The following is a 13067-nucleotide window of genomic DNA, read 5'->3' as shown; positions in this document are numbered from 1 at the left end:
CTAATATCCCCAAAAACCCCCGCCTCGCAAGAGACGGGGGTTTTTGCTTTTGGGGGCTCGCCGGCGCGCTATATTCGCGCTGTCGACATCAACCAAGTCCGAGAGGTGCGAATCATGAGCGCATTGGATTTCCCGGCCTTCTCACGCGCGGACTTGCTCGATGTGCTGCGGCGTGCGCCCAAAGCCGAGCTGCATATGCATATCGAGGGCTCGCTGGAGCCGGATCTGATGTTCAAGCTAGCGCAGCGCAATGGCATCGCCCTGCGCCATGCCAATGTCGAGGCCTTGCGGGCGGCCTACCGGTTCGAGGACCTGCAGAGCTTTCTCGACATCTACTACGCCGGCGCTGCGGTGCTGCTGACCGAGGCCGATTTCTTCGACATGGCCTGGGCCTATTTCGAGCGGGCTGCAGCCGACAACATCGTTCACGCCGAGCTGTTCTTCGATCCTCAGACCCATACATCGCGCGGCGTCAGCATGCAGGATTTGATACAAGGCCTGCATCATGCCGGCGTGAAAGCAGGCCAGGAACTCGGTATCAATGTGCAATGGATACTCTGCTTCCTGCGCCACCTCAGCGAGGCCGATGCGCTTGCGACCTTGCAGCAGGCGCTGCCCTACCGCGATCTGATCAGCGGTGTCGGGCTGGACAGCAGCGAACGTGACAACCCACCGGACAAGTTCATCCGCGTGTTTCAGCAGGCCGCTGAGTTGGGGCTGCATCGCGTCGCTCACGCCGGCGAAGAGGGACCGCCATCCTATATCTGGAGCGCTTTGCGGGATCTGGACGCGGAGCGTCTGGACCATGGCGTGCGCGCCGCCGAGGATGCAGAACTGATGAGCTATCTGGCCCATGAGCGCGTGCCCTTGACGGTCTGCCCCTTGTCCAATGTGAAGCTGCGAGTGTTCGACAGCCTGGCCGATCACAATCTGCCTGCCTTGCTCGACGCAGGCCTGTGCGTGACCATCAACTCCGATGATCCGGCCTATTTCGGCGGCTATCTGAATGACAATCTGTTGCAGACCTTTGAGGCCCTGCCGCAGCTGGGTGTCCAGCAGGCTTATCAGCTGCTGCGCAACAGTTTCGAAGCGAGCTTTATCGACGAGGCACTGCGGCGGCGCTGGATGGGCGAACTTGATCGCGCGTTCGGCTTGGGGCTTTGACTTGCGTCGGCCTGTGCGTGGCCCGCTGCCGCCACTCGGTAGGCGACAGACCGGTCTGCCGCTGATAGAAGCGGGTGAAGTAGGCCGCATCGGCAAAACCCAGGCCGTGAGCGATCTGCTTGACGCTCATGCTGGTGTAGGCCAGTTCGCGCTGCGCCTCCAACAGCACCCGGCCCTGCATCAGGCTTGAGGCCGAACAAGCCAACACCTGCTGGCAGACCCTGTTGAGCTGCGTGGCACTGATGCCCAACCGGGCCGCGCAGCTGCCGAGCGCGGGCTGCTGCCGGAACTGCTGCTCGATCAGGGCGCGAAAGCGCTGCACATGCTCCAGCGCACGCCCAGCCGGTCGGCGCGAATCGGGCAGCTGGTGCAGCGCAAGCAGGCGTCCGCAATGCAGCAGCAACTGCATCAGGGCCAGGTCGATGCCCAGCGAACGCCAGGCCGCCGTGCCCAGGAACTCTTCGCGCAGATGTTCCGCTGCGCGGGCCAGTGGGGCCGCCACTGCGGCCGTCAGGCTCAAAACATCGGCCCTGCGCAGCAACTTCTCCAAGCGCGGTTCCGCGCTCAGCAGCTTGTTGGTGTGCTGGTCCAGCACCGTGATCACCAGGCCCTGCACAGTTGGCTCGAAGCGGAATCCGTGCACGGTACGGGGCGGCAGAATGAAGATGCAGGGCCCCTGGGTGCTGCGCTCCACACCGTCCAGACTCAGCTCGCAGCCGCCTTGCTCTATCCAGAACAGCTGGAACAGCGATTCATGACGATGCGGCCGGATCTCCCAGTCGTGCAGCCGGCTGCGCTCGGCGATCGATTCGCAATGCAGCCAGTCCACATCGAGGGTCAGGTCTTGTTCGCCGTGACGGGCATAGGTGGGCAGGGGCGATTCCACGTCGAGTCAATCCTGTGCTGCTGTGGCCGGTGCTTGCTGGCCGCAAGTATGCGGTCTCGCGCCTCGGATTTGTCCGGCTCAGCGACGACAATGGTGGCCGGTCGGGCCTTGCCCTGGCCACTCACCACTGGAGCCATGATGAAGAGCGTCACTTCTAAAATACGCAGGCTAGCCACGGCCTTGCCCTGTACCTTGTTCGCGCTTGTCCCGCTGTTGGCTGTGCCCGGCGCGGCGGCCGATGCGCCTAAAGTCGGCTTTGTCTACGTCAGCCCCATCGGCGATGCCGGCTGGACCTACCAGCATGAGCAGGGGCGCCGCGCGCTCGAGAAGGACTTGGGAATCAAGACCACGGCCGTCGAAGGCGTGGCCGAGGGCGCCGACGCCGAGCGCGTGATGCGCGATCTGGCCACCCAGGGCCATACGCTGATTTTCGCGACCAGCTTCGGCTATCTGGAGCCGGCGCTGCGTGTGGCGGCGGACTTCCCTGCCCTGAAGATCGAGCATGCGGGCGGCTACAAGACGGCCGCCAATCTCAACACCTACAACGCGCGGTTCTATGAAGGCCGCTATCTGGCCGGCCTGCTGGCGGGCAAGAGCAGCCGCAGCGGTGTGGCGGGCTATGTGGCTGGCTTTCCCTTGCCCGAGGTCGTGCAGGGCATCAATGCCTTCACCCTGGGCATGCGGGCCGTCAATCCGAAAGCGCGGGTCGTGGTGATCTGGTTGAACGCCTGGTATGACCCACCGCGTGAACGCGAGGCCGCGCTGACGCTGATCAACCAGGGTGCCGATGTGCTGACCAACCACAGCGGTTCGCCCGCCGTGCCCCAGGCGGCCGAGGAGAAGGGCGTCAAGCTGATCGCCTACACCAGCGATATGCGCCGCTTCGCACCGACCGCGCAGCTGGCGGCCGTGACCCATCATTGGGGGGGCTACTACACCCGGGTCACCCAGGCGGTCGGGGCCGGCCGCTGGCAGCCGCAGCCGGTCTGGGGCGGCCTCAAGGACGGCATGGTGCAACTCACAGCCGTCCATCCCTCGGTCGACAAGCGCACGCGGGCGCTGCTGGAGCAGCGCCGCCACGACATCGTGCAAGGCCGCTTTCAGCCATTCTCGGGCAGGCTGGTCGACAACGAAGGCCAGGTCCGCCAGGCCAGCGGGGCGATGAGCGACCCAGCCATCGCGACGATGAACTGGTTTGTCGACGGCGTGCAGGGCAAGCTCACCAAATAGCACGCCTTGGCAACATCGCCTGTCCTAGACTCCCGTGCAATTGCTTGAATTGCATGGCCTGGGAGGGCAGATGAATCGCATTGTGTTGAAGCCGTGGCTGGCGCTGGGCCTGTTGGCGTTTGTATCGATGGCGGCCGAGGCCGCCAGCGTCACGGCGGTCAGTCCGCAAGGTGAGGTGGCCCAGGCGCGCCAACTGCGGCTGAAGTTCTCTGAGGCCGTGGTCCAGCAGGGCGATCCGCGCCTGCCGGACCCGGCCCGGCTGGTCTGCGAAGGCCTGGCCGCCGTGCCTGGCAGCGGCCGCTGGTCCAGCGCCAGCGAATGGTTGTTCGAGCTGAACGAGCCGCTGCCGGCCGGCGCGCGCTGCAAGATCCAGCTGCGCGCCGAGTTCAAAGCGCTCGGCGGCGAGCTGAGCGGCCCGCGCGAGTTCGGCTTCAACACCGGTGCACCCAGCATCGTGCAGACCGAGCCCTGGAGCGGCAGCCAGATCGAGGAAGAGCAGCACTTCCTGCTGCAGCTGACCGGCCCGGTCACCGAGGCCAGTGTGAATCGCCAGGCCTGGTGCGAGGCCGAGGGCATCGGCGAGCGCCTGCCGGTCAAGGTCGTCGGCGGCGCGCCGCGCGAGGCCTTGCTCAAGGCTAGGCGCATCGCTGCCAAGGCCGCGGAGCGCTGGTTGCTGCTGGCCTGCCAGCGACCGCTGCCGCCCGGCGCCAAGGTGCAGCTGGTCTGGGGGCCAGGTATTGCCTCGGCGCTGAACCCGCAGCTGCTGACCCGTGCCGAGCAGCGCTTCGACTATCGGGTGCGCGAGCCGCTGACGGCCGAGTTCAGCTGCGAGCGCGAGCGTGCCGGTGCGCCCTGCCTGCCGATACGGCCTTTGTCGCTGCGTTTCAGCGAGCCGGTGCCGCGCGCGCTGGCGATGCAGGCCCGGCTCAAGCCCGCCAGCGGTGCGGCCATTGCCCCGCAAGTCGACAAGGACGACAAATCGCCCGAGACCAGCGAGCTACGCTTCCCGACCCCCTTGGCCGAGAATGCCAGCTTCACACTGGAGTTGCCCGCCGGCCTGAAGGATGCCAGCGGCCGCAGCCTCAGCAATGCGGCCAGCTTTCCGCTCAAGGTTGCCACCGGTGGTGCGCCGCCGATCGCCAAGTTCGCGGCCGCGCCCTTTGGCGTGATCGAACGCGAGGCCGAGGGGCCGGCCCTGCTGCCGATCACGCTGCGCCATGTGCAGCAAGACCTGGCCCCCGGACAAGCACCTGGACCAACGCCGGGCAAGACGGCCGGCCAGGTCCGCATCAAGCGCCTGGGCAGCGACGCCGAGGTGCTGGCCGCCTATTTGCGCGTCAAGCGCTGGCACGAGACCCAGCTGCCGGCGCGCGAGCTGGGCCTGCCGTCCTCGCAATGGACCGAGACCCACAGCGAGACCAATAGCCGGGGCCAGACCATCAGCCGCAAGGTCGATCGCTATGTCGCCACCCGCGAGGTCGCGATGCTGGACAAGGACGCCAGCGCCCAGCGTCTGGATCTGCCGGTGCTGGCGCAGGGCGAGCGCCCTTTCGAGGTGATCGCGCTGCCGATCAGCACCGCCGGCTACCACCTGGTGGAGCTGAGTTCGCCGCGCCTGGGCCGGGCCTTGCTGGACAAGGCCGCGCCCATGTATGTGCGCACCGGCGTGCTGGTGACCAATCTGGGCGTGCATTTCAAGTGGGGCCGCGAGAACAGCCTGGTCTGGGTCACCAGCCTGGACCGCGGCCGCCCGGTCGCCGGCGTCGAGGTGGCCGTGAACGACTGCCGTGGTCAGCGCCTGTGGGCGGGCAAGACCGATGGACAAGGCCTGGCCACAGTGCCGCAGGCGCTGGAGATGCCGCGCGGGCAGCGTTGCGAGGGCGAATATGGCTTCTTCGTCACGGCCCGCAAGGCCGAGGACATGGCTTTTGTGTTCAGCAACTGGAACCGCGGCATCGAGTCCTGGCGCTTCAATGTACCGACCGCGCGCGGCGCCGCCGCCGATGCCCGGGCCCACACGGTGCTGGACCGCAGCCTGCTGCGCGCCGGCGAAACCGTGTCGATGAAGCACTTCTTCCGCATCGAGACCGGGCTGGGCCTGAGCCTGGCCAAGCCCGAGCAGCTGCCCACCCGGCTGAAGATCACGCACGAAGGCAGCGGCCAGGAGTTCGTCCAGCCGCTGCAATGGGAGGGCAGCCGCAGCGCGGCCTCCAGCTGGAACATCCCGCCCGCCGCCAAGCTGGGCGTCTACCGGCTGGAGCTGGAGCGCGAGGGCGCGGACAGCAGCCAGCGGCGCAGCTGGCCGGCCGGGGACTTCCGCGTCGAGGAGTTCCGCGTGCCCCTGGTCGAGGCGCGTCTGTCCGCGCCGAAAGGCGTTCTGGTGGCGCCTGCGGAGCTGCAGATCGGCGCGCAACTGAACTATCTTTCGGGCGGCGGCATGGCGGCCACGCCGCTGCGCGTGAGCGCGATGCTGAGGCCGCGCGGCGTCGCGTTCGCGGGCTATGAGGACTTCAACTTCCAGCCGCCTGGTGACCCCTCGCAGCCCGATGCCGACGAGGACGCCGAAGCCTCGGCCCCGCGCGATAGCAAACTGGTGGCCGACAAGCTGGCCTTCACGACCGACCGCCAGGGTGCGGCCAGCATCGTGCTGAAGGCCCTGCCCAAGCTGGAGCGGCCCAGCGAGCTGCTGACCGAGGTGAGCTTCAACGACCCCAACGGCGAGCTGCAGACCGCCGCCCAGTTGCTGCCGCTGTGGCCGTCCAAGCTGGTGCTGGGCCTGAAAGCGAGTTCCTGGGCCAGCAACCGCGGCAAGGTGGCCTTCAAAGTCGTCGCGCTCGACACGGCCGGCAAGCCCGTCGCCGGCCAGAAGATCGCGGTGCGCGCACGCCTGACGCAGACCCTCAGCAGCCGCAAGCGCATGGTCGGCGGCTTCTATGCCTATGACAACCGCACTGAGCTGAAGGACCTGGGCGAGGTCTGCAGCGGCACCAGCGATGCCAAGGGCCTGCTGCAGTGCGAGGCCGCGCTGGATACAGCCGGCCAGATCGATCTGATCGCCGCCGCGAAGGACGGCGACGGTCGCCCCGCCCAGGCCGCCACCGGCGTCTGGATCACCGGCCAGGGCGAGCTCTGGTTTGCGCAGGACAACGACGACCGCATCGATGTGCTGCCCGAGAAGCGGGCCTATGCGCCCGGCGAGACCGCGCGGCTGCAGGTGCGCATGCCCTTCCGCGAGGCCACTGCCTTGGTGGCCATCGAGCGCGAGGGCATTCTCGACACCCAGGTGGTGCAGCTGCGCGGCGACGATCCGACCGTCGAGGTCAAGATCAGCAAGGCCTGGGCGCCGAACGTCTATGTCTCGGTGCTGGCGCTGCGCGGCCGCATCCGCGATGTGCCCTGGTACTCCTTCTTCAGCTGGGGCTGGAAGGCGCCACGCGACTGGTGGCGCGACTGGCGCGCCAGCCGCGACTATCAGGCGCCCACGGCCATGGTCGATCTGTCCAAGCCGGCCTTCAAGCTCGGCGTCGCCAGCCTGCAGGTCGGCCTGGCCGAGCACCAGCTGCAGGTCGCGGTGACGACCGACAAGCCGCAGTACGGCGTGCGCCAGACCGTGCAGGCCCGCATCAAGGTCAGCCAGGACGGCAAGCCACTGGCCGGCGCCGAGCTGGCTTTTGCCGCGGTGGACGAAGGCCTGCTGGCGCTGCGCCCCAACGGCAGCTGGGATCTGCTCACGGCGATGCTGCAGCAGCGCAGCTGGGGCGTGGAGACCGCCAGCGCGCAGAGCGAGATCATCGGCCGGCGCCACTATGGCCGCAAGGCCGTGGCGGCCGGCGGCGGTGGCGGGCGCGGCGGCACGCGCGAGCTGTTCGACACCTTGCTGCTGTGGCAGCCCAGGGTCCAGCTCGATGCCAAGGGCGAGGCCTTGATCGAGGTGCCGCTGAACGACTCGCTGAGCAGCTTCCGCCTGGTGGCTATTGCCGATGCCGGCGCGCAGAAGTTCGGCAGCGGCGCGGCGACGGTGCGGGTCACGCAGGACCTGCAGCTCTTGTCCGGTCTGCCGCCGCTGGTGCGCGAGGGCGATCAGTTCCAGGCCATGCTGACGGTGCGCAACAGCACCGGCCGGGAGATGAAGCTGCGCGCCAGCCTGGCTGGCACGGCCAACAGCGGCGCGGAGGCCATCACGCGCACGCCGCTGGCCCTGCCGCCGCAAGACCTGACCCTCGCTGCCGGCGCCGCGCGCGAGCTGCAGTGGGCGGTCACCGTACCCGCCGGCGCCTTCAGCCTGGCTTGGGAGGCCGAGGTGTCAGAGCAGGGCGCGAGTGCAGGGGCGGGCGCGCGCGACCGCATGAAGTTCACCCAGGCGGTGGTGCCGGCCGTGCCGGTGCGGGTGCTGCAGGCCAGCCTGGCGCAGCTGGAGGGGCGCTTCAGCCTGCCGGTGGCCGCACCGGGCGATGCCTTGCCGGCAAGCGGCATCAAGCAGGGCGGTCTCAATATCGCGCTGCAGCCACGCCTGACCGGCGCCCTGCCGGGCCTGCGCCGCTTCTTCGAGAGCTATCCCTACACCTGCCTGGAGCAGCTGAGCTCCAAGGCCTTGGGCCTGCAGGACGACAAGCAGTGGCAGGCGCTGATGGCGCGGCTGCCGACCTATCTGGACGCCGAGGGCCTGGCCAGCTACTTCCCGCCCAGCGCCGACGCGGCGCCGCGCGGCAGCGACCGGCTGACGGCCTATCTGCTGTCCGCCAGCCATGAGGCGGGTCAGGTCTTGCCCGAGCCGGCGCGCACGGCGATGCTGGACGGGCTGACGGCCTTCGTCGAGGGCCGCATCACGCGCCAGACCTGGTCGCCCAAGCCGGATCTGGAGCTGCGCCGCCTGGCCGCGCTGGAGGCCTTGTCGCGCCACGGCCGCGCCCATGCGCGCATGCTGGCCACGGTGGACGCGCGCAATGTGTCGACCTGGCCGACCGCCGCGCTGATCGACTGGCTGCTGATCCACCAGCGCCTCAGCGCCGCGCCCGAGCGCGACAAGCGCCTGGCCGAGGCCCAGGCCCAGCTGCGCGGCCGCCTCAGCTATGCCGGCAGCACGCTGAAGTTCAGCAACGAGGAGAGCGATGCCTGGTGGCTGATGGACAGCGCGGACGGCAATGCGGCGCGGCTGATCCTGGCCGTGCTCAATGAGCCGGGCTGGAAGGAAGAGCTGCCGCGCCTGCTGCAGGGCGCGCTGGGCCGCCAGCAGCGCGGCGCCTGGTCCACCACCACGGCCAATCTCTGGGGCGTGCTGGCGCTGGAGAAGTTCGCCGCGCGCTTCGAGGCCGGCAAGCCTTCCGGCAAGACGGTGGCCAGCCTGGGCGGCAAGAGCCTGAGCCTGGACTGGGCCGCGCGTGCCGAGGGTGGGGCGCTGCTGCTGCCCTGGCCGGCCGAGCCGGCCGCCACGCTGAACGTCGAGCAGCAGGGCAGCGGCAAGCCCTGGATGACGGTGCAAAGCCTGGCCGCGATTCCCTTGAAGGCGGCGCTGAACTCGGGCTACCGTATCAGCCGCTCGCTGCAGGCCATCGAGCAGAAGACCAAGGGCCAGTGGAGCCGGGGCGATGTCGTGCGGGTGCGGCTGGAGCTGGAGGCCCAGGCCGATATGAGCTGGGTGGTGCTGTCCGATCCGGTGCCCGGCGGCGCGACGATTCTCGGTTCGGGCCTGGGCGGACAGTCGGGCATCGCGGTCCAGGGTGAGAAGCGGGAAGGCACAGCCTGGACCGCCTACGAGGAGCGCGGCTTCGAGGCCTGGCGCGGCTACTACGAGTTTCTGCCGCGCGGCAAGCATGTGATCGAGTACACGCTCAGGCTCAACAACGCCGGCCGCTTCCAGCTGCCGCCGACCCGGGTCGAGGCCATGTACGCGCCCGACAGCTTTGGCGAGCTGCCCAATGCCGCGCTGGAGGTCGGACCTTGAAACCGAGCTGGCTGCTCGCCGCGCTGCTGGCCTGCGGCTCGGCGGCCCAGGCCCTGCCCGGCTTTGCCGAATTCCGCAGCGCGCACAAGGTCTCGGACTATCTCTTGCTGGACCGCCACGGCGAGCCGCTGCAGAGCCTGCGCCTGGACAAGACCCGGCGCGCGCTGCCCTGGGTGCCGCTGGCGCAGATGTCGCCGGCGCTGCTGCAGGCCCTGCTGCTCAGCGAGGACCGGCGCTTCTACGAGCACAGCGGCGTCGACTGGGGCGCGGTGGCCGCCAGTGCCTGGGGCAATCTGTGGAACGAGCGCACGCGTGGCGCCTCGACCCTGACGATGCAGCTGGCCGGCCTGATGGATGCGGACCTGGCACGGCCGGCCGCGGGCCGCAGCGCGACCCAGAAACTGGGCCAGGCCATCAGTGCCAAGCGCCTGGAAGCGCGCTGGAGCAAGGCGCAGATTCTCGAGGCCTATCTGAACAGCGCGCCCTTTCGCGGCGAGCTGGTCGGCATCGCGGCGCTGACGCAAACCCTGTTCGGCAAGCAGCCGGCCGGGCTGGACGCGCAGGAGGGCGCGATCGCCGCAGCCCTGCTGCGCGCGCCGAACGCCAAGCCCGCCGTCGTGGCCCAGCGCGCCTGCGCGGTATTGAAGGAGCAGGGCCTGGGCTGCATGGGTGTCGAGGGGCAGCTGACCGCCGCGCTGCAGCGCCGTGCTGGCATGCCGCTGGGCGAGCAGCTGGCGCCGCACTACGCGCGCCAGGTCTTGCGCGCCGATGGCCCGGCCGCGCAGCGCAGCAGCCTGGACGGCCGCCTGCAGCGCCTGGCCGTCGCGACCCTGAAGCGCCAGCTGGCCGAGCTGGGCGGGCGCAATGTCGAGGACGGCGCGGTGCTGGTGCTGGACAACGCCAGCGGCGCGGTGCTGGCCTGGGTCGGCTCCAGCGGCGGCAGCCTGTCGACGGCGCCCGAGCTGGACTTCGTGCTGGCAAGGCGCCAGCCCGGCTCGACCCTGAAGCCCTTTGTCTACCAGCTGGCGCTGGAGAAGCGCCTGATCACCGCCGCCAGCCTGCTGGACGATTCACCGGCCCAGCTCAGCACCGGGCATGGGCTTTATCTGCCGCAGAACTACGACCGCAGTTTTCGCGGCTGGGTCAGCGCCCGTGCCGCCCTGGGCAACAGCCTGAACGTGCCGGCCGTGCGCCTGGGCGCGATGCTGGGCGCCGACGCCCTGTTCGAACGCCTCAATGCCTGGGGCCTGGCCCTGCCCGAGAGCGGCGGCTATTACGGTGATTCGCTGGCCCTGGGCAGCCCCGATGTGAGCCTGCTGGCCCTGAGCAATGCCTACCGCGCGCTGGCCAATGGCGGGCGCTGGGGCCCGGTACCCGGCCGCCCGCAGCGCCGCGTCGCCGATGCGGCCAGCGCCTTCATCGTCGCCGACATGCTGGCCGACAACAGCGCAAGGGCGCTGAGCTTCGGCCTGGACAGCGAGCTGGCCACGCGCGGCTTCGCGGCCGTCAAGACCGGCACCAGCAAGGACCTGCGCGACAACTGGTGCGTCGGCTTCAGCGAGCGCTACACGGTGGGCGTCTGGGTCGGCAATGCCGGCGGCGAGCCCATGCACGGCGTCAGCGGCATCAGCGGGGCCGCACCGGTCTGGCAGGCGCTGATGGCTTATCTGCACCGCGACCAGCTCTCGAAGCCGCCGGCCGCACCGTCGGGCCTGCTGCGCCAGACCGTGGCCTTCGAGCCCGGTGGCGAGCCGGCGCGCCCGGAGTGGTTTGTGCGCGGCACCGAGCAGGCCCGTATGCGCGCCAGCGCCCAGCAGGGGGGGGCGCAGATGGCCGGCATCGCCAACCCGCGCGACGGCGCGATCTATGCGCTGGACCCCGACATCCCGCCGGCCGCGCAGAAGATCCGCTTCGAGGGCGAGCCCGGTGTCTGGGTGCTGGACGGCAAGCGCCTGGGGCGCGGCGCCCGTCTCAGCTGGGCGCCCTGGCCGGGCCGGCATGAGCTGAAGCTGCTGGGCTCGCGGGGTCAGGTCTTGCAGGCGATCAAGTTCGAGGTGCGCGGGGCGACGCCGAAGACCGCCAGCGCCGCGACCGCTCAGCGGTAGAGCGTCTGCGGATAGTCGTTGCGAACGGCCTCGGCGCGCTCGCCACCCAGCGCCTGCCGCACCGGAGTCCAGGTCGCGTCATAGGGCAGCGGGTCGGTCGGGTCCAGGCTGGTATGCGGCCAGTCCGAACCCCAGACCATGCGGGTGTCGAAGAGCGTTGCCACCCGTGCGATCAGCGGCTGCATCGCCACATAGGGTTGCCGGGCATTGAGCCGGTACCAGCCCGAGAGCTTGATCCAGGCGCCACCCCGTGCCAGAGCTTCCAGCTCGGGCCAGGCCGGATCGCTGTCGGGTGTGCCGGCCATCAGCCCGGCCAGATGGTCGAGCACAAAGACCAGGCCGGTCTCGGCCTGCAGCCGGGCCAGCTGCGGCAGCTCGGCGCGGTCCACATACCACTGCACATGCCAGCCGCGCTCGCGCAGCCGGGGCGCCAGGCTCAGCAAGGCTTCGGCGGGATCGGCGCTGCGCCCCACCGGCGAGACCCGGTTGAAGCGGATGCCGCGCACGCCGGCGGCGTGCAGCAGGTCCAGCTCGGCATCGCCGACCTCGGGCGCGACGACGGCAATGCCGCGATGCCTCCCCGGTGCGGCCTGCAGCGCCTGCAGCATCACCGCGTTGTCGCAGCCATAGACGCTGGGCTGCACCAGCACCAGATGGCCGACACCGGCCGGTGCTGCATGGGTTTCTATCTCGGCCAGATCGCGGGTGGCGGGGCGGTAGTGCCCCGCGAGTGTGGCCGCCGCGGCCGAGAACACATGGACATGGCAGTCCCAGCCGCCGTCAAGCCTGTTCTTATTCACGGGTGATGCCACGCTCTTTGACCACGCGGCCCCACAAGATTTGCTGCTGCTTCAGGAAGGCCGCAGCCTGCTGATCATTGCCGGCGAAGACATCGCCGCCCAGCGCGCGGATGCGGCCCAGCACCTCGGGGTCGGACTTGGCTTTCTGCAGCGCCGCGATCAAGGTCGCTCGCAGCTCGCTCGGCAGGCCGGCCGGCGCCAGCACCGGGTTCCACTCCAGCACCTCATGACCCTTGACGCCGGCCTCGGCCATCGTCGGCACCTCGGGCAGGCTGCGCGAGCGTACGCTTGCGGTGACCGCCAGCGCGCGCAGCTTGCCCGACTGGATATGCCCCAGCGAGGACGCCACATTGGCGAAGAACAACGGCACCTGGCCGCCCATCACATCGGTCAGGGCCGGGCCGCCGCCACGGTAGGGCACATGGATCAGCTTGACCTTGGCCAGGTCCTCGAACAGCGCGCCGGCCAAATGCTGGGCCGAGCCATTGCCCGAGGAGGCATAGGCGATATGGCCCGGCTTGGCGCGCGCCAGACGCAGCACATCGGCCACGCTCTTGGCCTCGAAACTGGGCGTGCAGACCAGCACATTGGGGAACTGCGCGACCAGGCCCAACGGGGTGAAGGCGGTCGCGGTGTCATAAGGCAGCTTGGGGAATAGCGCCGGGTTGACCGCGAAGGACGAGGCGTCGACCAGCAAGCTCGTGCCGTCCGCCGTTGCCCGTGCCACCTGGTTGGCGGCAATCGTGCCGCTGGCGCCGGGCTTGTTCTCGACCACGACGGGCTGGCCCAGTGCCTCGGCCAGCTTTGGCGCGATCAGGCGGGCGATGATGTCGGCGCCGCCGCCGGGCGGGTAGCTGACGACCAGGGTCACCGGTTTGCCGCCGGCGATGGCTGCCGCAGCGGGCCTGATGGCCCAGGGGGCCAGCATGGACGCGCCGGCG

At 69.5% G+C, this 13067-nt stretch carries 7 protein-coding genes; 4 read left to right on the top strand and 3 right to left on the bottom strand.

Going from position 1 to position 13067, the window contains the following annotated elements; genetic code table 11:
• Positions 1 to 114: 114 nt before the first annotated feature.
• On the top strand, positions 115 to 1164 hold the full coding sequence (locus ABGI63_RS24545) for an adenosine deaminase (protein WP_349745185.1): 1050 nt from the start codon (positions 115 to 117) through the stop codon (positions 1162 to 1164).
• Here ABGI63_RS24545 and ABGI63_RS24540 read toward each other — a convergent pair.
• Positions 1097 to 2050, bottom strand: coding sequence for a helix-turn-helix domain-containing protein (locus ABGI63_RS24540; protein ID WP_349745184.1), 954 nt, complete (start codon positions 2048 to 2050; stop codon positions 1097 to 1099). The two genes, ABGI63_RS24545 and ABGI63_RS24540, sit on opposite strands and share 68 nt — an antisense overlap.
• Before the next feature lie 135 nt (positions 2051 to 2185).
• Between ABGI63_RS24540 and ABGI63_RS24535 the strand changes: the two genes are divergently transcribed.
• From ABGI63_RS24535 to pbpC, 3 genes are all read left to right on the top strand, one after another.
• On the top strand, positions 2186 to 3280 hold the full coding sequence (locus tag ABGI63_RS24535; RefSeq protein WP_432767467.1) for a BMP family ABC transporter substrate-binding protein: 1095 nt from the start codon (positions 2186 to 2188) through the stop codon (positions 3278 to 3280).
• A gap of 70 nt (positions 3281 to 3350) precedes the next feature.
• Positions 3351 to 9221 (top strand): alpha-2-macroglobulin family protein, encoded by a 5871-nt coding sequence (locus tag ABGI63_RS24530; protein ID WP_349745182.1) that lies wholly within the window; start codon positions 3351 to 3353, stop codon positions 9219 to 9221.
• A complete protein-coding gene (gene pbpC, locus ABGI63_RS24525; protein WP_349745181.1) occupies positions 9218 to 11326 on the top strand; it encodes a penicillin-binding protein 1C in 2109 nt (702 codons plus the stop codon). The genes ABGI63_RS24530 and pbpC overlap by 4 nt, the downstream gene beginning before the upstream one ends.
• Here the strand turns inward: pbpC and ABGI63_RS24520 are convergent.
• Together ABGI63_RS24520 and ABGI63_RS24515 are read right to left on the bottom strand one after the other, a co-directional pair.
• Complete coding sequence (locus ABGI63_RS24520; protein WP_349745180.1) at positions 11317 to 12126, bottom strand: amidohydrolase family protein; 810 nt, start codon at positions 12124 to 12126, stop codon at positions 11317 to 11319. The genes pbpC and ABGI63_RS24520 overlap by 10 nt on opposite strands.
• Positions 12119 to 13054, bottom strand: coding sequence for a tripartite tricarboxylate transporter substrate binding protein (locus ABGI63_RS24515; protein WP_349745186.1), 936 nt, complete (start codon positions 13052 to 13054; stop codon positions 12119 to 12121). Before ABGI63_RS24515 ends, ABGI63_RS24520 begins: the two co-directional genes overlap by 8 nt.
• Positions 13055 to 13067 lie beyond the last annotated feature (13 nt).

Origin of the sequence: Roseateles cavernae, assembly GCF_040187885.1 — a bacterium.
Lineage (GTDB): Bacteria > Pseudomonadota > Gammaproteobacteria > Burkholderiales > Burkholderiaceae_C > Roseateles_E > Roseateles_E cavernae.
Note: the sequence above shows the minus strand (reverse complement) of the source record. Positions and strands in the feature narration are given on the sequence as shown.

Excerpts from the sequence above, each read along its gene's own strand:
- ABGI63_RS24530 (WP_349745182.1), top strand. The coding sequence starts at position 3,351 with ATGAATCGCATTGTGTTGAAGCCGTGGCTGGCGCTGGGCCTGTTGGCG.
- ABGI63_RS24515 (WP_349745186.1), bottom strand. The coding sequence starts at position 13,054 with ATGCTGGCCCCCTGGGCCATCAGGCCCGCTGCGGCAGCCATCGCCGGC.
- ABGI63_RS24545 (WP_349745185.1), top strand. The coding sequence starts at position 115 with ATGAGCGCATTGGATTTCCCGGCCTTCTCACGCGCGGACTTGCTCGAT.
- ABGI63_RS24535 (WP_432767467.1), top strand. The coding sequence starts at position 2,186 with ATGATGAAGAGCGTCACTTCTAAAATACGCAGGCTAGCCACGGCCTTG.